Below are 22409 nucleotides of genomic sequence, written 5' to 3' on the forward strand. Positions count from 1 at the left end.
GGACGCTTGAATGTCACCACATGGTTACACAGGAGCGCTCTGGGACAACTGCCCCAAGGCAGTCGCCATGCTCGGCGCCAACGGCAGGCGCGGAATAAGAACAGCTTGCCAGGCGTGATACAGATCGGGTTTGCCGGCCCAGATATCGGCGCTCGGGCGGTTTTGCGGATCGAGTTCATGGTGCCAACTGCCGTCGCAGCGGTCGATGAAATGACTGTCACAGAATTCCCAGAACAGTCGGTACCAGGTTTCGTATTGCGCCTCGCCCGTGCGTTTAAGCAGCGCGCTGGCGGCGGCGCTGGCTTCGCAATGGGTCCAGTGCAAGCGATGGCGAACCACCGCGCGATTGTCCCAGTCGAGGGTGTAGACGATCCCGGGCAGCCCGTCGATATCCCAGCCGTGACGGCAATTGTGATCGAAGAGTTTCTGCGCGTCGGTGGCCAGCCAACCCGGCGTGAGCATCCCGGCCTGCCCCCGCGCGGCTTCGAGGTGCAGCAACAGCCGCGCCCACTCGAACCCGTGGCCCGGCGTGGTGCCGTAGGGTCGAAAACCGTCGGCTGGATTGTCGTGGTTGTACTCGCGCAGCGGCTGCCAGTCGCGATCGAAATGCTCGACCACCAGGTAATCGTTGGCCGCGGCGTGACCATGAATGACTCGCTCGACGATGCGTTGAGCGCGGCATAGCCAGCGGTTGTCTTCGGTGACATCCGCCAAGGCGAGAAAGGCTTCGGTGGCGTGCATGTTGCTGTTGGCGCCGCGGTAGGCTTCTTCTTCGCTCCAGTCGCGGTTGAAGGATTCGCGCATCGCGCCCTCCTCCTCGCTCCAGAAATGCGTGTCGATGATATTGATCGCATCGTCGAGCAAGGCTTGTGCGCCGGGGCGCCGGGCGACCACTGCGGAACTGGCGGCAAGGGCCACGAAGGCGTGCAGGTAAGCAGCCTTGCCGGTGTTGTCATCGCGATGATGGGCCACTGCAAACCAGCCTCCGTGCTCGACATCGCGCAACGGGCCGCTGAGCGCCTGGATGCCGTGATCGACCAGCTCGGCAAAACCCGGCAAGCCCTGGATGTGCGCCATGGCGAAGCTGTGGGTCATGCGGGCGGTGTTCATGGTTTCGGCTTGAGCGTTGGCCGGGAGACGGCCCTTTTCATCGAGATTGCCGAAGCCTTCGGCAAGCTTTGAAGCCTTGGCAAATGCGAGCAGGCGCAAGCCTTCGGCGGCGAGCCATTGCTGGTGGGCAGGTGCGTTGAGCCAACTGCTGAAAGCAGGTTGGAAGGTGTCCATGGGGTGCCTTTTTTGTTGTTATGACTGGGGGCAGTCTAAACAACGGGCGGGGGCGGGCATGTAACGAAGGGGGCGAGTTATGTCACCGGGTTGTGACATTAGTCAAATGATGTGTTGAATGATCTGACGCCATCGCGAGCAGGCTCACTCCTACAGGGGTTATGCGTCCTACACAAATCCACTGTAGGAGTGAGCCTGCTCGCGATGAACGATAACGCGGTCTAATTAATCAACACTGCGCGGCAACTGCAACGTCACCCGCAACCCGCCTTCACGCAGGTTTTGCAGGCTGACCTCACCGCCATGGCTATGCGCGATATTGCGCGCAATCCCCAAGCCCAACCCATATCCCTGCTGCTGCCCGCTCAGGCGGAAGTGCGGTTCGAACACCTGTTCCATCCGTTGCTCCGGTACGCCCGGCCCTTCGTCATCGACATGCAGGATGAAGGCGCTCTCGTCGTCATCGATATGCAAATGCGCGTTCTGCCCATACTTCAACGCGTTGTCGATCAGGTTGCCGATGCAGCGCTTAAGTGCCAGCGGTTTGCCCGGATACGCCGCCAGCGCCCGGCCCTGCTGGGTCACGCGACCATTGCCATTAGGCGCCAGGTACGGTTCCACCAGACAGTCGAGCACATGATTGAGGTCCACCGGTTCGATGTTTTCGTGAATGTCGGTGTCTTTCACGCATTGCAGCGCGCCCTTGACCAGCAGCTCCAGCTCATCCAGATCGCGACCGAATTTGGCTTGCAGCGTTTCGTCTTCGAGCAATTCGACCCGCAACCGCAAGCGAGTGATTGGCGTGCGCAAGTCGTGGGAGATGGCGCTGAACAATTGGCTGCGCTCGGTCAGATAACGGCTGATGCGTTCACGCATCGCGTTGAAAGCGCGGCCCACTTCGACCACTTCACTGCCGCCGCCTTCGGCCACCGGCTCGACTTCGGCACCGAGGGACATGTCCCGCGCCGCCCGCGCCAAACGCTTGAGCGGACGACTCTGCCAGTGCACCAGCAGGCCAATGAACAACAGCAAGAAGCCGCTGGTGAGCACGATGAACCAAACTTGCTGCGCCGGCAGGCCTTGCTCTTCAAGACTGGTGTAAGGCTCGGGCAAGAGCGAGGCGATGTACAGCCACTCGCCCGGCGCCATCTGGATTTGCGTGACCAGCACGGGCGGGTTCACCGGCTCCAGCGTGAGCGCGTAATGCGCCCATGAGCGCGGCAATTCATCGAGTTTCAGCCCGCTGTTGAAGATCCGCAGGTCTTCGGGGCTGACGAAGGTCACCGAGATATCCGTGTCTTGGCCGAGAGACTCGCGCAACACCTGGTCCACCGCCTTGAGCACGGCTTCCTTGCGCGGGGTGATCGGCAGCACGTCCATGCCCAAGGGCTTGTCGTTGAGCGTCACCACGAAACGGGTGCCGCCCATGCTGCGCAATTGATCGAGCACCAAGGGACGAAACGCCACCGGCAGCGAGCGAAAGTAACTGACGCTGGCCGTCATCGAATGGGCGAGGCTGCGGGCGCTGGTCACCAGGCCTTCGAGCTGGGTGGCGCGCAGTTGCGACACCCAGATCACGCTCGACAAGGTCTGCGCGAACAACACGGCCAGCAAGGTCAGCAGCAACATGCGCCCGAGCAGCGAACGCGGCACCGGCACGCGGGCGGCGAGCTGACGGAGAAACTCAGTGGCCATTGCTGGCAACCACATTGGCTGCCAGTTGGTAGCCGCTGCCGCGCACGGTACGGATCAGTCGCGGCGGTTTTTCGGTATCGCGCAGACGCTGACGCAAACGGCTGACCGCCATGTCGACGATGCGATCCAGCGGCATCAGATCGCGGCCACGGGTGGCGTTGCCGATGGTGTCGCGATCGAGGATTTCCTGAGGGTGATCGAGGAACAGTTTCAGCAGCGCAAAATCGGCGCCGGAGAGAATCACTTCTTCGCCGTCGATGTGGAACAACCGGTGGCTGACCATGTCCAGCCGCCAGTCATCGAACGCCAGCACTTCACCGCCGGAACGCTCCTGACCGAACTGCGCACGACGCAACAAGGCCTTGATGCGTGCCTGCAATTCACGGGGGCTGAAGGGTTTGCCGAGGTAGTCGTCGGCGCCCAGCTCCAGGCCGATAACGCGGTCGGCCTCGTCGGAGCTGGCGGTGAGCATGATGATCGGCACCTGCGCCTGACGCGGGTGCTGGCGGATCCAGCGGCAGAGGCTGAAACCGTCTTCGTCCGGCAGCATCACGTCGAGGATCACCAGGTCGCTCGGCGCTTCGTTCATCGCTTGGCGAAAGCCTGCACCATCGGGCGTGGTACGGACCTGGAAACCGGCGCGGGTCAGGTAGGTGTCCAGCAACTCGCGTATCTCTTGATCGTCATCGACCAACAAAATCGACCTGACTGAGCTCACGGGGCGGCGTCCTTGTTGTTTGAATTGGGCGGATTATGCCTTAAGCACCGATTTTACAAACACCACAAAACCACTGTAGGAGTGAGCCTGCTCGCGATTGCGGTTTTACATTCAACACATTGGTTGACTGATACACCGCTATCGCGAGCAGGCTCACTCCTACAGGTTGATTGCATTTCAAGTCGGGATGGATTGATCCAGCGCCACACCCGCCCCCATCAACCCGGAATACGGCGCCGTCACCAGCCACACCGGGATGCCTTTAAAGTAATCGCTCATGCAGCCCTTGTCGGCGAAGCACCGGGCGAAACCGCTTTCGACGAAGAAATCGGCAAACCGTGGAATCACCCCGCCGACGATGTACACGCCACCACGTCCACCCGTGGTCAGCACGTTATTGCCGGCCACACGGCCGAGCCAGCAGCAGAACTGCTCCAGCACTTCCAGCGCAATCGGATCGCCGGCCAGACCGGCAGCGGTAATCGACTCCGGGGTATCGAGCACCGGTTCATGACCGTCCACCGCGCAAATCGCCCGGTAGACCCGAGGCAAACCGCTGCCGCTCAATGCGGTTTCAGCGCTGACATGCCCAATCTCATTGAAGATGTGTTGCCACAGTTGCGTTTCACGCGGGCTGCTCAAGGGCAGATCGACGTGACCGCCCTCCCCCGGCAACGCGGCGAAACGGCCTTCGCCCAGATCCAGCAAGGTGCCAACACCCAGGCCCGTGCCAGGACCGATTACCACGGCAGGGCGCAACGGTTCCGGCGTGCCTTCGCAGACCACCCGAAACTCGTCCGGCTGCAAACGGGTCATGCCCAGCGCCATTGCCGAGAAATCATTGACCAGCAACAGTTGATCGACCTGCAAGGTCTTGCAGAAACCTTTGCGACTGAGCCGCCAGTGGTTGTTGGTGAACTTGAATTCGTCACCGCTCACCGGGCCGGCCACCGACAGGCACACCGAGCCAATCGAACCCAACGCCAGGCCAAGCCCGCTCAGGTAGAGGGCAATCGCCTCTTCCGGGCTGGCGTGATCGGCCGTCGCCAGCACCTGGATCGCTTCCAGTTGCTGGTTTTTCCACAACGCGAAACGTGCGTTGGTCCCACCGATGTCACCGACCAAAGCCAGTTTCAATTAAGCGTCTCCAGGGCAGAAGTAAAGGCGCTGGCGCCCTGCTCTGCGGAGCTGAAGGCCATGCGCATGAAACCAAACAGTTCGCGACCGCTGCCAATGTTATTGCCCAACAGGCCCTTGGCCGGGGTGCGCGCTGCGAATTCTTCGGCGTCCACCTTAAGCTCCAGGGTGCCTTTGACGCCATCGACGCGGATAATATCGCCCTCTTGCACCCGCGCAAGAGCACCGCCGACATAAGCTTCGGGACTGACATGAATCGCCGCCGGGATTTTCCCCGACGCGCCGGACATGCGCCCGTCAGTCACCAGCGCCACTTTGAAGCCGCGATCCTGCAGCACGCCGAGGAACGGCGTCATTTTGTGCAGCTCCGGCATGCCATTGGAGCGCGGGCCCTGGAAGCGCATCACCGCAACAAAATCCTTCTCCAGCAAACCGGCCTTGAACGCATCGGCCAAATCCTGCTGATCCTGGAACACCATCGCTGGCGCTTCGACGATCTGGTTTTCCAGGGCGACGGCGGAGACTTTCATCACACCGCGACCGAGGTTGCCTTCCATCACGCGCAGTCCGCCTTCTGGCGAGAACGCACGCGCCACCGGACGCAGGATGGTTTCATCGAGGCTGTCGGTCACGCCTTCGCGCCAGACCAGTTCGCCGTTATCGAGGAACGGTTCCTGGGTGTAGCGGCTCAGGCCATGGCCGAGCACGGTGTTGACGTTTTCGTGCAGCAAGCCAGCTTCCAGCAGTTCGCGGATCAGGAACGACATGCCGCCCGCCGCCTGGAAGTGGTTGATGTCGGCTTTGCCGTTCGGGTAGACGTGGCTCAGGGTCGGCACGACTTCGGAGAGGTCGGCCATGTCTTGCCAGGTCAATTGAATACCGGCAGCCATCGCGATAGCCGGCATGTGCAAGGTGTGGTTGGTCGAACCGCCAGTCGCGTTCAACGCCACGATGGAGTTGACCAGCGAACGCTCATCGACGATTTCACCGATCGGCATGAAGTTGCCATTTTGCTTGGTCAGACGAGTGACCTGATGCGCCGCTTCGCGGGTCAGGGCATCGCGCAATGGCGTGTTCGGGTTGACGAAAGAAGAGCCCGGCAAGTGCAGGCCCATGACTTCCATCAGCAGCTGGTTGGTGTTGGCGGTGCCGTAAAAAGTACAGGTGCCGGGGCTGTGGTAGGAATTCATTTCCGATTCCAGCAGCTCCTCACGCGAGGCTTTGCCTTCGGCATAGCGCTGGCGCACATCGGCTTTCTGCTTGTTGGAAATGCCGGAGACCATCGGTCCGCCCGGTACGAAGATCATTGGCAGATGACCAAAGCGCAACGCGCCCATCATCAGGCCCGGCACGATCTTGTCGCAGATGCCGAGCATCAGCGCGCCATCGAACATGTTGTGGGACAGCGCCACGGCGGTGGACAGCGCGATCACTTCGCGGCTTGGCAGGCTCAGTTCCATGCCCGGCTCGCCCTGGGTCACGCCATCGCACATCGCTGGAGTGCCGCCAGCGAACTGGCCGACAGAGCCGATCTCGCGCAGGGCTTTTTTGATCTGTTCAGGGAAGACTTCGTACGGCTGGTGCGCCGAGAGCATGTCGTTATATGACGAAACAATCGCAATGTTGGCGGAGTTCATCATCCGCAGACTGTTTTTGTCTTCGGTGCCGCAACCGGCCACGCCGTGGGCGAAGTTGGCGCATTGCAGCTTGCCGCGCATCGGACCGTCGCTGGCTGCACCGCGAATGAGCGCAAGGTAAGCCTCACGGGTTGCACGGCTGCGGGCGATAAGCCGTTCGGTGACCTCAAGGACGCGGGGATGCATGTGTAGAACTCCAGGCTAACGGATGTGGCGACCTGATTGTCTATGCTGAGCAAGAGCCGGTGTCGATGGGATGACAGACGGTTTTCTTGATCGGTCGGACCAGTTGATTCAGGTCACTCGTTGTAGATTGAACAAAATATTGCCATTAAAAAGGCTTGTTTTCTATTTTTATGCGAATAATCTTGTAATTCCAACAACAAAACGACGGCGGCCCTGTTAAATGACTCTTCGAATCGCAATCAATGGTTTTGGCCGAATTGGCCGTAACGTCCTCCGCGCACTGTATACCCAAGGCTATCGCCAAGATTTGCAGATCGTTGCCATCAATGACCTGGGCGACAGCGCGATGAACGCTCATCTGCTCAAGTACGACACTGTTCACGGCACGTTCGACGCCGATGTCCAGCACGATCAGGAAAGCCTGACCGTCAACGGCGACCGTATTGCAGTCAGCGCCATTCGCAACCCGGCCGAGCTGCCTTGGGCCGCGGAAAAAATTGATGTCGTGTTCGAATGCACCGGTCTGTTCACCGACCGTGCCAAAGCCGCCGCGCATATTACGGCCGGCGCGCGCAAAGTGATCATTTCGGCACCGGCCAAAGGCGCCGACGCCACCGTGGTTTACGGGGTCAACCACGACATTCTGCGCCAATCGCACCAGATCATTTCCAACGCGTCGTGCACCACCAACTGCCTGGCCCCGGTGGCTCAGGTGCTGCACCGCGAACTGGGTATCGAAAGCGGTCTGATGACCACGATCCACGCCTACACCAACGACCAGAACCTGACCGACGTCTACCACACCGATCCGTACCGCGCCCGTTCGGCCACCCAGAACATGATCCCGAGCAAGACCGGCGCCGCTGAAGCGGTCGGCCTGGTGCTACCGGAACTGGCCGGCAAGCTGACCGGCATGGCGGTACGTGTTCCGGTTATCAATGTGTCGCTGGTGGACCTGACCGTGCAGCTCAAGCGTGAAGCGTCGGCCGATGAAGTGAATGCGCTGCTGAAAGAAGCCAGCCAGCACTCGAAGATTCTCGGCTACAACACCCTGCCGCTGGTCTCCAGCGACTTCAACCACAACCCGCTGTCGTCGATCTTCGACGCCAACCACACCAAGTCCAGCGGCAAGCTGCTCAAGGTGCTGGCCTGGTACGACAACGAGTGGGGCTTCTCCAACCGCATGCTCGATAACTGCCTGGCGCTGTGCAACGCAGAGTAACTCAGTGCCTGTTGCGCCGTACCCGCGTCTGTAGGAGCCAGGCTTGCCGGCGAAGAACGATGACGCGGTCTGACAGATACATCGCGCCGCTTGGTTCGCGGGCAAGTCGGATCGCCGCCCGCTCGCTCCTACAGGCGAAGGCGTCCTCAGAATCAGCCTCGAAAATCGCCTGTGGAATAAACCATGATCGGTATCAGCTTCACGCAAAAGACCATGGCGGCGCGCAAGCGTATCGCCTTGGTCGCCCATGACCACTGCAAAGTGTTTTTGCTGGACTGGGCCGAGCGGCAGAAAGACAAGCTCGCGCAGCATGAACTGGTCGCCACCGGCACCACGGGGTTGTTGTTGCAACAACGCCTGGATCTGCCGGTGGAGAGCATGATCAGCGGCCCCTTGGGCGGCGATCAGCAACTGGGTGCGCGCATCGCCGAGCAGCGGGTCGACATGCTGGTGTTCTTCTGGGACCCGTTCGAACCGCAACCGCATGACCCGGACATCAAGGCATTGTTGCGAGTCGCTGCGGTCTGGAACATTCCGGTGGCGTGCAACGAATGCAGCGCCGACTACCTGCTCAGCAGCCCGATGATGGAGCAGGCACACGAACACCGCATCCCCGATTACGCGACCTATCTGCTGGGCCGCGCGTAAAGCTTCACAAATCAGCACTTGACCACTCGAGCGGATGATAAGCATTATCATTCGCTCGAAATGGATCAGGTCCTCCCGTGAGTCAATCTCGCTTCAATCACGTCTTCATCGCCCAGCGAGTCTCTCTGCTGCGCACGCTGGAGCGGATGGTCAACAATCACAGCACCGCCGAAGACCTCTTGCAGGAGACCTACCTGCGAGTGACCCGGGCGCTCAGTGAACGGGCCATCGATCACCTTGAACCCTTCGTTTTCCAGACCGCCCGCAACCTGGCGCTGGATCATTTGCGTGCGCGGCGCATTCAGTCGCGCACGATGCTCGACGACGTGCCACTGGACGTGGTGGAAAGCGTTGCCGCCCCCGTCAGCAGTGCCGAGGATGCTGCCCATGCCGAACAATTGCTGGAGCGTTTGAACGTGAGCCTCAGTGAACTCAGCCATCGGCAGCAGCAGATTTTCATCCTCAGCCGGCTGCACGGGCACAGTTATCTGGAGATCGCCGAAAAGCTCGACGTCTCATTGAGCACCGTGCAAAAAGAACTGAAGTTGATCATGGCGATCTGCATCGGTGTTGCCGAACGGTTAAACGGCGACTGATTCTGCAGGCTTATTCTCTACCTGCCGGGATCGACTGCGCTGACACTCGGGCTTTGCTACCCTTGCCCACTTTCAAGCTTCACTCATAAAACAGCCGTGCACAGACACTGCCGAGGAAACACCGTGACGGACACGCTTCCAGTGCCTCCCCCCGCCCCCCCTCCGCCCTCCCCGGCGCGGGATGCCGCAAGCGCGATGGACCAGGCTTTGGACTGGCTGATCGTGCTGGGCAGTCCGAGCGAGGAACAGACCCGACAGTTTCATGACTGGCTGGCCGCCGATCCGCTGCACGCCGAGGCATTCGCCAAGGCCCAGGCGATCTGGGATGGCCCGCAAGTGGTGCAATGTGCACAAAGCCTGGCCGACCGGCCGCCGAAAGTGACGGTGCTGTCGCGCCTGCGTCCGCACTGGAAACCGCTGGCCACGGCTGCTGTGCTGGTTCTCGGTCTGTTCAGTTTCAGCAACCTGCCGATGCGCCTCCAGGCCGATCACTTGACCGTGGTCGGTGAACGCCAGCGCCTGCAACTGGAGGACGGTTCGAAAGTCCTGCTCAATACCAACTCGGCGTTCTCCAGCACCATCAACGATCAACAGCGCGTGGCCCGACTGTATCAGGGCGAGGCGTTTTTCGAGGTGCCGGCCAATCGCGGCCAGCCACTGGAAATCGACGCCGGACCGGTCAAGGCCAGCGTGCGCGATACCGCGTTTGCCGTGCGCTATCTGGACGGCGTGGCACAGGTTCGGGTGCAGCGTGGCGATGTCGATCTGCGGGCCACCCGCGACGATGCCCGGGTACGACTCTCTGCCGGGGAAAGCATCCGCATCGGTCCCAACGGTTTCGACCGCCCGGCCAAGCTCGATGCCGCCACGGACCTGGCGTGGGTCCAGGGCCGACTGGTGTTCGAGAACTGCCCGCTGAGCCAGGTGCTGGCGGAGTTGCGGCGCTATTATCCGGGCTGGATCATCAACAACAACGAGCAGCTGGCCGACGTCGCCGTGACTGGCAATTACCGTCTCGACCAGCCGCTGGACGTGGTCCGCTCCCTCGCTCACATCACCTCGGCGCGCCTTCAGGAATTCCCCGCGCTGGTGATCTTGAACTAAATGAGAATTATTTTTACTCGATAGCCGAAGCTCGTTCGTCTCGTTATAGCCAATGCAATTGATTCGCATCTCGACATGCCAATCAGCACCTATAAAGATTCGTGCGACACGGAGCGCTATCGATGTCCTCTCGCCATACCCGCCAGTCCTCTTCACCTTCCCGCGTGCTGTCGCTGCTGACGGCCGCCATCCTGATGGCCGGCAGCGCGCCGCTGATGGCCGCCACCGCCGCCGGGCAGCCGACCCGCAACATGGGCGATTACTCATTTGCCATCCCGCAGCAGTCGCTGGTCTCGGCACTGAATGCCTTTACGGCGGTGACAGGCTGGCAAGTCGGCTTGCCCGCCGAACTGGCGGACGGTGTGGCCTCGCCGGGTGTGCGCGGCTCGTTGCCGCCGGAAAAAGCCCTCGATCGCCTGTTGGTGGGGACCAACCTGAGCTATCGCAAACTGGGCAGCAACAACATCGTGCTGGAAAAGCGCAGCAACAGTAACGCGCTCAACCTGGACCAGGTGACGATCAGCGCCACCCGTAATGAACAGGACATGAGCAGTGTGCCGAGCACGGTGACGGTCCAGACCCGCGAAGACCTGGACCGCAACAACGTCAATAACATCAAGGATCTGGTGCGCTACGAACCGGGTGTATCGGTCGGTGGTGCTGGTCAGCGTGCCGGTCTCACCGGCTACAACATCCGTGGCATCGACGGCGACCGCGTGCTGACTCAGGTCGACGGCGTGCAAGTGCCTGACAGTTTCTTCAACGGCCCTTACGCTCAGACCAACCGCAACTACGTCGACCCCGAGATCGTCAAACGCGTGGAAATCCTGCGCGGCCCGGCGTCTGTGCTTTACGGCAGTAACGCCATCGGCGGCGCAGTCAGCTATTACACGCTGGACCCGGACGACATCATCAAACCGGGCAAGGACGTCGGCGCACGTCTGAAAACCGGTTACAGCTCGGCGGATGACAGCTGGCTGACCTCCGGCACAGTCGCTGGTCGCACCGGCGACTTCGACGGTTTGCTGCACCTGAGCCAACGCAACGGTCATGAAACCGAATCCTACGGCGAAACTGGCGGCATCGGTTTGAACCGCACCGAAGCCAACCCCGAAGACGTGCGCACCACCAACGTGCTGGCCAAGCTGGGCTGGAACTATGCCGACGACGCGCGCTTCGGCCTGACCTACGAGCACTACAAAGACGACCGCGACACCAATCAGATGAGCGCAGTCGGCGGCCCGTTCAACGCGGGACGCGGTTTCGGCTTCTATAAATCGCGCACCGGCAATGACACAGTCACCCGCGAGCGCTTCGGCCTGGAGCACAGTTTCGGCCTGGACAGTCTGCTGGCCGACAACATCAAGTGGTCGCTGAATTACCAGATCGCCAAGACCGACCAGAGCACCGAAGAGATCTACGCGCCGTCGCGGACCGTGCTGCGTAACCGCGATACCAATTACAAGGATCGCCAATGGGTGTTCGATGCCCAGGCTGACAAGTCGTTTGCCATCGCCGACACCGATCACCTGGTCACCTATGGCACCACCATCAAGCAGGACAAAGTCACCGGCCTGCGTACCGGCAGCGGCACTTGCCTGACCGTGGCCGGTGCTTGCCGGGTCATCGGTGCGCCGAGTGCCGCCGACACCCTGAAACCGGCCAGCGACTTCCCGGACCCGACCATCAACAGCTACAGCCTGTTCGCCCAGGATCAGATCAGCTGGGGCAACTGGACCTTCCTGCCTGGCGCACGCTACGACTACACCGAACTCAAGCCGCACATCACCGACGAGTTCCTGGCCACCGCCGACCAGAGCGGCAATGGCGTGGTAAGCGACAGCACCAAGACCTGGCATCGTCTGTCGCCAAAATTCGGCACCACTTACAGCTTCAACGACAACTACACCTGGTACGGCCAATACGCCGAAGGCTTCCGCACGCCGACCGCCAAGGCCTTGTATGGTCGTTTCGAAAACCTGGCGGGCGGCTACCAGGTCGCGCCGAATCCGGACCTGGAACCGGAAAAGAGCAAGAGCTATGAAACCGGCCTGCGCGGTCAGTTCGACGCAGGCACGTTCGATGTGGCGGTGTTCTATAACAAATACCGCGACTTCATCGATGAAAACGCCATCACCCCCGGCTACACCGAGACCACGTTCCAGAGCAATAACATTGCCCACGCCACCATCAAGGGCGTGGAGCTCAAGGGTCGCCTGAACCTCGACAGCTTCGGCGCCCCGACCGGCCTCTACACTCAAGGCTCGGTGGCTTACCTGTACGGCCGCAACGACGACAACGGTCAGCCGTTGAACAGCATCAACCCGTTGACCGGCGTGTTCGGACTCGGCTACGACCAAGATAACTACGGCGCCCTGTTGAGCTGGACCCTGGTCAAACGCAAGACCCGCGTCGACAGCACCAGCTTCAAAACCCCGGACGGCACCAGCACCCAGTTCAAGACCCCGGGTTATGGCGTGCTCGACCTGGCCGGTTTCTACAAGGTGACCGACGACGTGACCGTCAACGCCGGCCTGTACAACCTGACCAACAAAAAATACTGGCAGTGGGACGACGTGCGCGGCTACGACAGCGTCGGCGAGGCCTCGGTGACGCAACCGGCCAACCTCGATCGCCTGACCCAACCGGGCCGCAACTTCGCGATCAATCTGGTCTGGGACATCTGACATTAATCACTTCACTGCGCCGCTTTCTAGAAGCGGTGCTGTGAGGTTTTTTTACTGTCCTGCCCCTTCTTATTCGTCTCGTTACCAAGCGCCTCTTTTTCTCAAGGATTCTCATGACCACTCAGGACACCGCTCAACGCGCTGCTTTGCGTTCACAACGTTTGAACCAGATCACCCACGAGCCTCATACCAAACTCGATGCCTTGGTCAAAGCCCACGCACCGTTTGAAACCCAGGCCAACTTCGCCCGTTTTGTGGTGGCGCAGTATCTGTTCCAGTCGGAACTGGTGGCGCTGTACAACGATGCAGAGCTGACGGCCATCGTTGCGGACTTGCCGGCGCGTTGCCGGGCTGAAGCGGCCAAGGCTGACCTGACGGATCTGGACACTGAAGTGCCAGCACCGGTGGCTGGCTCGGTGAAGAACCCGAGCAAGGCTGAAGCGCTGGGATGGCTGTTCGTTTCCGAAGGTTCAAAGCTGGGTGCAGCATTCCTGATCAAGCGTGCGGTCGGTTTGGGCTTGAGCGAAACGTTCGGTGCCCGTCATCTCGGGGAACCGACCGGCGGCCGCGCTGAAGGCTGGAAAAGCTTTGTCAAAACCCTCGACTCGTTGACCTTCAGCGCTCAGGAAGAAGCGGAAATCGAGCAAGCCGCTGTCGATGCATTCAACCGCTTCACCGTGCTGCTGGAACAGGCTTACACCACCACCCCCGAACTCGCCTGAAGAAACACATCACCCTTGTAGGAGTGAGCCTGCTCGCGATAGCGGTGGGTCAAGCGGCAATGATGTCGACTGACACTCCGTCATCGTCGGAACGCCGCCCGGAGCAGGCTCACTCCTACAAGGGACCGAGTGTGCCTGCACGATCCCGATCAAGCCTCAGTCGCGCAATTTGAGCCCATGCCTCACCCTTCCTCCTCAAAACTCTCCCGCCTACTGTTCGGCCTTTTGGCTTACGTCAGCCTGGGCATCGGCCTGATCGCCATCGTCATCCCCGGCCTGCCGACCACTGAGTTCATCCTGCTCGCCGCCTGGGCCGCGACCAAGAGTTCACCGCGTCTGAGTGCCTGGCTGGAAAACCATCGGCTGTTCGGGCCGATCCTCTGCAACTGGCGCAATGGCAAAATCATCGCGCGTCGAGCCAAGGTCAGCGCCACCGTGAGCATGCTGCTGTGCGCCGGGGTGATGCTGGTGATGCTCGATCACAGTTGGCCGATCTACCTGGCCATTGCAGGCATGAGCCTGGGCAATCTGTGGATATGGTCGCGACCGGAATCACTGCCGCAACCCTCCTGATTCCACCGCGATTTTTCCCCGTTTTAATCCGCTTAGCGGCACATTTTTCCGCGCAAACGTTCAACCATGACCGTTCGTCGGAGCCACCATCATGCATGCTCGCCCCACGCCGATGTGCATTAAATGGCGCTGAATGGATTTGGCGAACCGGGTCGACCTCGACTCACAGCCAACACTTCATCCTTCGCGAGTTCGCCCTATGTTCGACTCTCTCTCCATCCGCCTGAAAATCGTCTTGCTGTCCGGCCTGTGCCTGCTGGGCGTGGTCGCGTTGATCGTCAGCATGAACTTCTACCAGACCAATCAGAACGATGAGCTGGTCAGCGCCTCGAGCAGCAAGATGCTCACCGCCAGCGTGCAGGACCTGATCCAGGCCAAGGCCGCCGAGCAAGCCGTGCGGGTGCAGAAGACCTTCGGCGAAAGTCTGCTGGTGGTGACCGCCCTGGCGGACCAGATCAAGGACATGCGCACCCTGGCCGCCAAGCGCTCGCTTGAGGCCGGTGCCCTGCGTGAAGAGTTGAACCAGAGCCTGAAAACCGCGTTCGAGCGCAACAGTAAAGTGCTGGGGATCTGGCTGGCGTTCGAGCCCAATGGCCTGGACGGCAAAGACAGCGAGTTCGCCAACGATGCAGCTCGCCAATCCAACGAAATCGGGCGTTTCGCCAGTTACTGGAGCCGTGCCGGTGGTCCCGGGATCAACACGGTCATGGTCGAAGACGACATGACCAAAACCACCTTGAGCCTCAGCGGCACGCCTTACAACAGCTGGTACACCTGCCCTCGCGACAGCAAACGCACCTGCCTGCTGGATCCGTATGCCGACACCGTCGGCGGCAAGGAAATGCTGATGACCACCATTTCCGTACCGCTGCTGGTGGATGGCAAATCCATCGGCGTGGTCGGTGTCGACATCGCTCTCGACGCTCTGCAGGCAGCCGCTGTCGATTCCCAGCGTGATCTGTTCAACAACGCCGGACACATGCTGATCCTCTCCGGCAGCGGCGTGCTCGCCGGTTACAGCGTTGACGCGAGCAAGGTCGGCAAAAGCATCGGCGACACGCTGGGCGCGGATGGCAAGCAAGTCCTGCAATTGCTCAGCGGCGGCGCACCGAAGATTCTCGAACAAGGCGACTTGATCCGTGCGGTGTACCCGGTCAGCCCGATTGCCGACTCAAAAGCCTGGGGCGTAGTGATCGACCTGCCCAAACACGTGCTGCTGGCCGACTCGGTCAAGCTGCAAGCGGTACTCGATGACGCCCAGCAAAGCGGCACGATCAAAGCGGTGCTGGTGGCTGTCGCGGCCGGCCTGGTCGGTCTGTTGCTGATCTGGCTCACCGCCTCGGGCGTGACCCGGCCGATCAACAGCGTTGCCGAGATGCTCAAGGCAATTGCCAGCGGCGACGGCGACCTGACGCAGCGTCTTCACTACAGCAAGAAGGACGAACTGGGTGAACTGGTCAGCTGGTTCAACCGTTTCCTCGACAAGCTGCAACCGACCATTGCGCAGATCAAACAGAGCATCACCGACGCCCGTGGCACCGCCGACCAGTCTTCGGAAATCGCCCGTCAGACCAGCGAAGGCATGCAGGTGCAGTTCCGCGAAATTGACCAGGTCGCCACCGCCTCCAACGAAATGAGCGCCACCGCCCACGACGTCGCCAACAGCGCGTCGAACGCGGCCAATGCCGCTAAAGGTGCCGACCAGTCGGCTCGCGATGGCATGTCGATCATCGAACGCAGCACCCGCGACATCAATCAACTGGCCGACGAAGTCAGCAAAGCCGTGACCGAAGTCGAAGCACTGGCGGTCAACAGCGAGCAAATCGGTTCGGTACTGGAAGTGATCCGAAGCATCGCCGAACAGACCAACCTGCTGGCCCTGAACGCGGCGATTGAAGCGGCGCGTGCCGGCGAGAGCGGGCGTGGTTTTGCGGTGGTGGCTGACGAAGTCCGTAACCTGGCCAAACGCACCCAGGATTCGGTGGAAGAAATCCGCATCGTGATCGAGCGCATCCAGACCGGCACCCGCGGCGTGGTCGCCACCATGCATTCGAGCCAGACCCAGGCGCACAGCAACGCCGGGCAGATCCAGCAAGCGGTCCAGGCGTTGAGCAAAATCAGCGATGCAGTCACCGTGATCAGCGACATGAACCTGCAAATCGCCAGCGCCGCCGAACAGCAAAGCGCGGTGGCCGAAGAGGTCAATCGCAACGTCTCGGCGATCCGTACCGTCACCGAAACCCTGACCGGCCAGGCCACTGAATCGGCGCAGATCAGCAGCCAACTCAACTCCCTGACCACCCACCAGATGAAATTGATGGATCAGTTCCGCGTCTGACTGGCCCACCGCAAATCCCCTGTGGGAGTGAGCCTGCTCGCGATAGCGGGCTAACATTCACCATGGATGCTGAATGAAAAAACGCTATCGCGAGCAGGCTCACTCCCACAGGATTTCATCTGACATGCCAGATTTTTGATCTATGCTCGGGCTCTCGTTCCGGAGGGCCTTCGATGACTGGTTTACTCACGTCCATTCAAGCCGCACTCGGCTTGCCTCATACGCCGATTCCTTTTACGTCGAGCGGCGCCCTGCCCTCGACGTTTGCCGTGACTGACCTGGCCTGCGCCAGCATCGCTGTCGCAGGCCAGGCGGTCGGCGAATTACTGCAGCAACACACCGGTCGTTTACCCAGCCTTGAAGTCGACCGCCGCCTGGCCTCTTTCTGGTTCGCCACTTCGATTCGCCCCGTGGGCTGGAGCGTTCCACCGCTGTGGGACCCGGTGGCCGGTGACTACGCGACCCAGGACGGCTGGATCCGCTTGCACACCAACGCGCCGCATCACCGCGCCGCCGCCGAAAGCGTGCTCGGTGCCTGTGCCGACCATGCGGCGATGGCGGGCAAGGTTGCGCAATGGGCTAAAACCGATCTGGAACAGGCCGTGGTCGAGGCCGGTGGGTGCGCCGCCGAGATGCGCACATGGGCGCAATGGCAAGCGCATCCCCAAGGGTTGGCGGTGAACGCCGAACCGTTGATTCAGTTCAGTGCCGCTTCCTCTCAACAGCCGAAATCGTGGAAAGGTTCTGTGGCGCAACCCCTGGCCGGGATCAAGGTGTTGGACCTCACGCGCGTGCTCGCTGGCCCCGTCGCCAGTCGCTTTCTCGCCGGCCTCGGCGCCGATGTGTTGCGCATCGACCCGCCGACCTGGAACGAACCGGGCGTGGTGCCGGAAGTCACATTGGGCAAACGCTGCGCGCGATTGGACTTGCACAACAACGACGACCGAGCGCTGTTCGAAAGCCTGCTCAAGGACACCGATATCGTGCTCCACGGCTACCGCGCCGATGCCCTGGAAAAGTTGGGTTACGGTGACGCCGAGCGTCAAAAACTGGCGCCGGGCCTGATTGACGTGTGCCTCAACGCCTACGGCTGGAGCGGCCCCTGGCAGAACCGCCGCGGCTTCGACAGCCTGGTGCAGATGAGCAGCGGGATTGCCGACGCGGGCATGCAGTGGAAGAAAGCGGACAAGCCGACGCCGCTGCCGGTTCAGGCGCTTGATCATGCGACCGGGTATTTGATGGCGGCTGCAGCGATCACGTTGTTGGGACGGGGTGGGTCGGCCCGGTTGTCGTTGGCGCGCACGGCGAAGTTGTTGATTGAACAAGGTGCCGGGACGGGTATTGCGCTTCGGGCAGAAGATGAAAACGATCAAGGAATATTGGTTGAGCAGACACCCTGGGGGCCGGCGCATCGGCTTCATGTGCCGCTGAAAATCACCGGGACGCCGTTGCAATGGGCGCTTCCGGCCTCGGAACTGGGCTCGCATCGCGCGCAATGGTGGTGACCGTTCTGGCCCCATCGCCAGCAGGCTGGCTCCCACAGTGAATCTGTATCGTTCACAAAACCTGTGGGAGCCAGCCAAACCAAATCATCAAAATCAAGACAGTTGCCCACAGCGGATTTATGTCGATCACAAAACCTGTGGGAGCCAGCCTGCTGGCGATGAGGCCGGAACAAACAACTCAATCCATCCGGCTCAGCGACGTCCAAAGCACCTGCGCCGCATACCCTCGCCAAGGTCGCCACGCTTCAGCCCGCCTCAACAAATCTCTCGCTGTCACCGGTCCACCTTCCAACGCCGCCAGCGCATTGATCAACCCCACATCCCCACTCGGAAACGCATCCATCTCCCGCAACTGGCGCAGCGCAATGTACTGCGCCGTCCAGTCGCCAATCCCGTGCAACGCCTGCAACCGCGCCGCGCCACCCTCCCGTCCCGGTTCAAACAGCAGGGGATCATCCAGCAACGCCTGAGCCACGCCGGACAAGGTCCGCCCGCGACTTTTCGGCATCCCCAACGTCGCCAGATCCGCTACCGCCAACACCGTTGCGTCAGGAAACACATGAGTCAATCCAGGCATCGGTGACTGCAAGGGCTGTCCATACTGCGCCACCAGTTTCCCCGCCAGCTTGATCGCCGCACCCACGGTAATCTGCTGGCCGAGCACTGCACGAATCGCCAACTCCAACCCATCCCACGCGCCCGGTACCCGCAGCCCTGGACGTTCGGCAATCAGCCGCTGCATCAACGGATCACCCGCTAACTGTCGATGGATCTCAGGCAAATCCGCATCCAGATCAAACATCCGCCGTAGCCGTGTGACGATCTGCGGCACGGCCGTCGGATCAGGAAAATCCAGCGTCACTTCCAGCGCATCGCCTGCCACGGGCCTGATCGAAAACCTGCCGTGTACACCGTTCAACCCGATGCTGCGCGAGTAAACACCATCGACCACCGTTTCCATTCCGGCCACAGCCCGTGCCGACAAAAATCCCAGCATCGCCGGCCAGTCGTAAGGCGGTTGATACGTCAGCAACAACCTCAAAACGACAACAATCCGCTGTACAACCCGTAGGCGGCCAGCCCTGCGCCGCTGATCACGCAGGTGAAAATGCCTTTCTCGATATGAGTAAACAGAGGCTCCCCCTGTTCGTGTTTGGCCTTGGCAAACAAGATCACCCCCGGCGCATACAACAGCGCCGACAGCAGCAAATACTTCACCCCGCCCGCATACAACAACCACACCGCGTAACCCAGGGCGATGCCGCCGATCATCAGGTCCTTGGTCCGCTCGGCCGACGCGTGTTCGTAGGTTTCGCCGCGTCCGCTCAACAGCACCGCATACGCCGCCGACCACAAGTACGGCACCAGAATCATCGACGACGCGAGGTAGATCAGGCTGGTGTAAGTGCCGGCGGAAAACAGCGTGATCAACAGGAAAATCTGGATCATCACGTTGGTCAGCCACAGCGCATTGACCGGCACGTGGTTGGCGTTTTCCTTGGTCAGGAAGGCCGGCATGGTCTTGTCTTTGGCCGTGGCGAACAGAATTTCGGCGCAGAGCAGCGCCCAGGACAACAACGCACCGAGCAGCGAAATCGCCAGGCCGATGCTGATCAGCAGCGCGCCCCAAGGGCCGACGATATGCTCCAGCACCGCCGCCAGTGACGGGTTCTGCAAGTTAGCCAATTCGGGCTGGCTCATGATCCCCAGGGACAACACGTTCACCAGCACCAGCAAAGCCAACACACCGAGAAAACCGATGACCGTCGCCCGACCGACGTCCGAGCGTTTCTCCGCCCTCGCCGAATAGACACTGGCGCCTTCAATGCCGATGAACACGAAAACGGTGACCAGCATCATGTTGCGCACCTGATCCATCACGCCGCCAAAATTCGGGTTGCTGTGGCCCCAGATATCCCGGGTGAAGATGTCCGCCTTGAAGGCCACAGCGGCGATCACGATGAACATGATCAGCGGCACGATCTTGGCCACGGTGGTCAGCTGGTTGATGAAGGTCGCTTCCTTGATCCCGCGCATCACCAGAAAATGCACGGCCCACAGCAGCACCGAGGCGCAGCCGATGGCGATCGGCGTGTTGCCCTGGCCGAACACCGGAAAGAAATATCCGAGGGTGCTGAACAGCAACACGAAATAACCGACGTTGCCCAGCCAGGCGCTGATCCAGTAACCCCAGGCGGACGAGAACCCCATGTAATCGCCGAAACCGGCCTTGGCGTAGGCGTACACCCCGGAGTCCAGTTCAGGTTTGCGATTGGCCAGGGTCTGGAACACGAAGGCCAGGGTCAGCATGCCCACGGCGGTGATCGCCCAACCAATCAAGATTGCCCCGGCATCGGCCCGCGCCGCCATGTTCTGCGGCAATGAAAAAATCCCGCCGCCGATCATCGATCCCACCACCAGAGCAATCAGCGCACTCAAGCGAAGCTTTTGCGTCGGTTGCGACATTCCTGCGTCTCCATTTCCCGCCGCGACTACTACCGCGAGACCGTCACATAGTTGGTTTTAACTAAATAGATAAAGCGTAATAACGTTTATCAAATAACGCCAATCCCTGTGCTTTTTATTTATAACTGTTCACGCTATGCGACCCACTGGAAATAGCGATTTTATCGATAGATCCTAATAAACCAATAACACTCAAAATTCGGATACCCACACTTGCCAAACCAGAAAAACGAACTAGCGTCTAAACTTCACTGGGTCCACATTATTTCTTCAACCGACAGCCAAAGCTTTTGGAACGGGCTTTTCAGGTAATGGCTTTATGCCCATAAACACGACATAAGTCATTAATTAACAATGGAATGTCACCATGCATTGATCTAAGTCAGATGATTGAAAAGCTAACAGACTTAACCTGTTTCCTCTCTTCTCCTGCATTGGAGTCATGCAATGTCTGAATCCCCCGGAAAACTAAAGCTGGGCGCACTGGTTGCGTTGGTTGTCGGCTCAATGATTGGTGGCGGGATTTTTTCCCTGCCGCAGAACATGGCCGCCAGCGCCGACGTCGGTGCCGTACTGATCGGTTGGGCCATTACCGCAGTCGGCATGCTGACCCTGGCCTTCGTCTTCCAGACCCTCGCTAACCGAAAACCTGACCTGGACGGCGGTGTCTACGCCTACGCCAAGGCCGGGTTCGGCGACTACATGGGTTTCTCGTCCGCCTGGGGTTACTGGATCAGTGCCTGGCTGGGCAACGTCGGCTACTTCGTTCTGCTGTTCAGCACCCTCGGCTACTTCTTTCCCATTTTTGGTGAGGGGAATACGGTTGCTGCGGTGATCGGTGCGTCGGTGCTGCTCTGGGGTGTGCATTTCCTCGTGCTGCGGGGGATCAAGGAAGCGGCGTTCATCAACCTGGTGACCACCGTCGCCAAGATCGTGCCGCTGCTGCTGTTTGTCCTGATCGCGATTTTCGCGTTCAAACTGGACATCTTCACCGCTGACATCTGGGGTGTGAAAAACCCGGACTTGGGCAGCGTGATGAACCAGGTGCGCAAGATGATGCTGGTCACCGTTTGGGTGTTCATCGGCATCGAAGGCGCGAGCATCTTCTCGGCCCGTGCGGAAAAACGCAGCGACGTCGGTAAGGCCACGGTGATCGGTTTCATCACCGTGTTGCTGTTTCTGGTGCTGGTGAACGTGCTGTCGCTGGGCATCATGACCCAACCGGAACTGGCCAAACTGCAGAACCCGTCGATGGCCGCGGTGCTGGAACATATCGTCGGTCCGTGGGGCGCGGCGCTGATCAGCGTCGGCCTGATCATTTCCCTGCTCGGTGCGTTGCTGTCGTGGGTGCTGCTGTGTGCGGAGATCATGTTCGCCGCCGCCAAGGACCACACCATGCCGGAATTCCTGCGCAAGGAGAACGCCAACCATGTGCCGGTCAACGCCTTGTGGCTGACCAACGCGATGGTGCAGCTGTTCCTGATCATCACTTTGTTTTCGGCCAGTACTTACCTGTCGCTGATCTACCTCGCCACTTCAATGATTCTGGTGCCGTATCTGTGGTCCGCGGCTTATGCGCTGCTGCTGGCGGTGCGTGGCGAGAGTTATGAAAACGACCCAGGCGAACGCTCGAAGGATTTGCTCATCGGCGCCATTGCGGTGATCTACGCGGTCTGGCTGGTCTACGCAGGGGGCACCAAATACTTGCTGTTGTCTGCCCTGCTCTATGCGCCCGGGGTCATCCTGTTCGCCAAGGCCAAGCGAGAACTCGGCAAACCGGTTTTCACCAACGTCGAGAAGCTGATTTTCGCCGCAGTCGTCGTGGGCGCCCTGGTGGCGGCTTACGGGCTGTATGACGGCTTCCTGACCCTGTAACACCCGACTTGTTTTG

At 60.4% G+C, this 22409-nt stretch carries 16 protein-coding genes and 2 pseudogenes; 11 read left to right on the top strand and 7 right to left on the bottom strand.

From position 1 onward, the window contains the following. Nucleotides 1-24: 24 nt before the first annotated feature. From ACYZTY_RS21350 to edd, 5 genes are all read right to left on the bottom strand, one after another. Nucleotides 25-1284 (bottom strand): D-mannose isomerase, encoded by a 1260-nt coding sequence (locus ACYZTY_RS21350; RefSeq protein WP_461955359.1) that lies wholly within the window; start codon nt 1282-1284, stop codon nt 25-27. Between the two features lie 225 nt (nt 1285-1509). Next, the gene (locus tag ACYZTY_RS21355; protein WP_461959372.1) at nt 1510-2979 is read right to left on the bottom strand and encodes an ATP-binding protein; all 1470 of its coding nucleotides are present in this window, start codon (nt 2977-2979) and stop codon (nt 1510-1512) included. Beyond that, the gene (locus tag ACYZTY_RS21360) at nt 2969-3697 is read right to left on the bottom strand and encodes a response regulator (RefSeq protein WP_131059773.1); all 729 of its coding nucleotides are present in this window, start codon (nt 3695-3697) and stop codon (nt 2969-2971) included. Before ACYZTY_RS21360 ends, ACYZTY_RS21355 begins: the two co-directional genes overlap by 11 nt. Before the next feature lie 177 nt (nt 3698-3874). Beyond that, entirely contained in the window at nt 3875-4834 is a 960-nt protein-coding gene (locus tag ACYZTY_RS21365) for a glucokinase (RefSeq protein WP_461955360.1), read from the bottom strand. Further along, nucleotides 4831-6657 carry a phosphogluconate dehydratase gene (gene edd, locus ACYZTY_RS21370; protein WP_461955361.1) on the bottom strand — a complete coding sequence of 609 codons (1827 nt, stop codon included), beginning with the start codon at nt 6655-6657 and terminating at the stop codon, nt 4831-4833. The genes ACYZTY_RS21365 and edd overlap by 4 nt, the downstream gene beginning before the upstream one ends. Nucleotides 6658-6877: 220 nt before the next feature. On the opposite strand from edd, the gene gap reads away from it, so the two are divergent. The 10 genes and pseudogenes from gap (at nt 6878) to ACYZTY_RS21420 (ending at nt 18052) form a co-directional block, all read left to right on the top strand. Next, nucleotides 6878-7879 carry a type I glyceraldehyde-3-phosphate dehydrogenase gene (gene gap, locus ACYZTY_RS21375; RefSeq protein WP_010457403.1) on the top strand — a complete coding sequence of 334 codons (1002 nt, stop codon included), beginning with the start codon at nt 6878-6880 and terminating at the stop codon, nt 7877-7879. Nucleotides 7880-8062: 183 nt separating this feature from the next. Further along, entirely contained in the window at nt 8063-8527 is a 465-nt protein-coding gene (locus ACYZTY_RS21380) for a methylglyoxal synthase (protein ID WP_109634252.1), read from the top strand. Between the two features lie 77 nt (nt 8528-8604). Continuing rightward, entirely contained in the window at nt 8605-9123 is a 519-nt protein-coding gene (locus tag ACYZTY_RS21385; RefSeq protein ID WP_461955362.1) for an RNA polymerase sigma factor, read from the top strand. A 195-nt stretch (nt 9124-9318) separates the two neighbouring features. Beyond that, nucleotides 9319-10227 carry a FecR family protein gene (locus tag ACYZTY_RS21390; protein ID WP_461955363.1) on the top strand — a complete coding sequence of 303 codons (909 nt, stop codon included), beginning with the start codon at nt 9319-9321 and terminating at the stop codon, nt 10225-10227. 122 nt (nt 10228-10349) lie between these two features. Then, the gene (locus ACYZTY_RS21395) at nt 10350-12914 is read left to right on the top strand and encodes a TonB-dependent receptor (protein ID WP_461955364.1); all 2565 of its coding nucleotides are present in this window, start codon (nt 10350-10352) and stop codon (nt 12912-12914) included. A 113-nt stretch (nt 12915-13027) separates the two neighbouring features. Beyond that, nucleotides 13028-13636 carry a biliverdin-producing heme oxygenase gene (locus ACYZTY_RS21400; protein WP_461955365.1) on the top strand — a complete coding sequence of 203 codons (609 nt, stop codon included), beginning with the start codon at nt 13028-13030 and terminating at the stop codon, nt 13634-13636. Nucleotides 13637-13813: 177 nt separating this feature from the next. Next, nucleotides 13814-14209: a YbaN family protein gene (locus tag ACYZTY_RS21405; RefSeq protein WP_461955366.1), complete on the top strand. Its 396-nt coding sequence runs from the start codon at nt 13814-13816 to the stop codon at nt 14207-14209. Nucleotides 14210-14672: 463 nt separating this feature from the next. Beyond that, nucleotides 14673-15641: pseudogene (locus ACYZTY_RS21410) on the top strand (methyl-accepting chemotaxis protein); the annotation flags it as partial. Nucleotides 15642-16019: 378 nt separating this feature from the next. Beyond that, a pseudogene (locus tag ACYZTY_RS21415) lies at nt 16020-16547 on the top strand (methyl-accepting chemotaxis protein); the annotation flags it as partial. Nucleotides 16548-16720: 173 nt separating this feature from the next. Continuing rightward, complete coding sequence (locus ACYZTY_RS21420) at nt 16721-18052, top strand: CoA transferase (protein WP_461955367.1); 1332 nt, start codon at nt 16721-16723, stop codon at nt 18050-18052. A 178-nt stretch (nt 18053-18230) separates the two neighbouring features. Here ACYZTY_RS21420 and ACYZTY_RS21425 read toward each other — a convergent pair whose 3' ends face one another. Continuing rightward, nucleotides 18231-19094 (bottom strand): DNA-3-methyladenine glycosylase family protein, encoded by an 864-nt coding sequence (locus ACYZTY_RS21425; protein WP_461955368.1) that lies wholly within the window; start codon nt 19092-19094, stop codon nt 18231-18233. Further along, the gene (arcD, locus tag ACYZTY_RS21430) at nt 19091-20518 is read right to left on the bottom strand and encodes an arginine-ornithine antiporter (RefSeq protein WP_461955369.1); all 1428 of its coding nucleotides are present in this window, start codon (nt 20516-20518) and stop codon (nt 19091-19093) included. Before arcD (ACYZTY_RS21430) ends, ACYZTY_RS21425 begins: the two co-directional genes overlap by 4 nt. A gap of 447 nt (nt 20519-20965) precedes the next feature. On the opposite strand from arcD (ACYZTY_RS21430), the gene arcD (ACYZTY_RS21435) reads away from it, so the two are divergent. Next, nucleotides 20966-22393 (top strand): arginine-ornithine antiporter, encoded by a 1428-nt coding sequence (arcD, locus tag ACYZTY_RS21435; RefSeq protein WP_461955370.1) that lies wholly within the window; start codon nt 20966-20968, stop codon nt 22391-22393. The last annotated feature ends 16 nt before the right edge of the window (nt 22394-22409 follow it).

Source organism: Pseudomonas sp. LB1P83 (assembly GCF_054897885.1).

What these genes read in the sequence shown, in the direction of transcription:
- ACYZTY_RS21350 (WP_461955359.1), bottom strand. Translation starts at nt 1,284, where the DNA reads ATGGACACCTTCCAACCTGCTTTCAGCAGTTGGCTCAACGCACCTGCC.
- ACYZTY_RS21355 (WP_461959372.1), bottom strand. Translation starts at nt 2,979, where the DNA reads ATGGCCACTGAGTTTCTCCGTCAGCTCGCCGCCCGCGTGCCGGTGCCG.
- edd (WP_461955361.1), bottom strand. Translation starts at nt 6,657, where the DNA reads ATGCATCCCCGCGTCCTTGAGGTCACCGAACGGCTTATCGCCCGCAGC.
- gap (WP_010457403.1), top strand. Translation starts at nt 6,878, where the DNA reads ATGACTCTTCGAATCGCAATCAATGGTTTTGGCCGAATTGGCCGTAAC.
- ACYZTY_RS21380 (WP_109634252.1), top strand. Translation starts at nt 8,063, where the DNA reads ATGATCGGTATCAGCTTCACGCAAAAGACCATGGCGGCGCGCAAGCGT.
- ACYZTY_RS21390 (WP_461955363.1), top strand. Translation starts at nt 9,319, where the DNA reads ATGGACCAGGCTTTGGACTGGCTGATCGTGCTGGGCAGTCCGAGCGAG.
- ACYZTY_RS21395 (WP_461955364.1), top strand. Translation starts at nt 10,350, where the DNA reads ATGTCCTCTCGCCATACCCGCCAGTCCTCTTCACCTTCCCGCGTGCTG.
- ACYZTY_RS21400 (WP_461955365.1), top strand. Translation starts at nt 13,028, where the DNA reads ATGACCACTCAGGACACCGCTCAACGCGCTGCTTTGCGTTCACAACGT.
- ACYZTY_RS21405 (WP_461955366.1), top strand. Translation starts at nt 13,814, where the DNA reads ATGCCTCACCCTTCCTCCTCAAAACTCTCCCGCCTACTGTTCGGCCTT.
- ACYZTY_RS21420 (WP_461955367.1), top strand. Translation starts at nt 16,721, where the DNA reads ATGACTGGTTTACTCACGTCCATTCAAGCCGCACTCGGCTTGCCTCAT.
- arcD (WP_461955369.1), bottom strand. Translation starts at nt 20,518, where the DNA reads ATGTCGCAACCGACGCAAAAGCTTCGCTTGAGTGCGCTGATTGCTCTG.
- arcD (WP_461955370.1), top strand. Translation starts at nt 20,966, where the DNA reads ATGTCTGAATCCCCCGGAAAACTAAAGCTGGGCGCACTGGTTGCGTTG.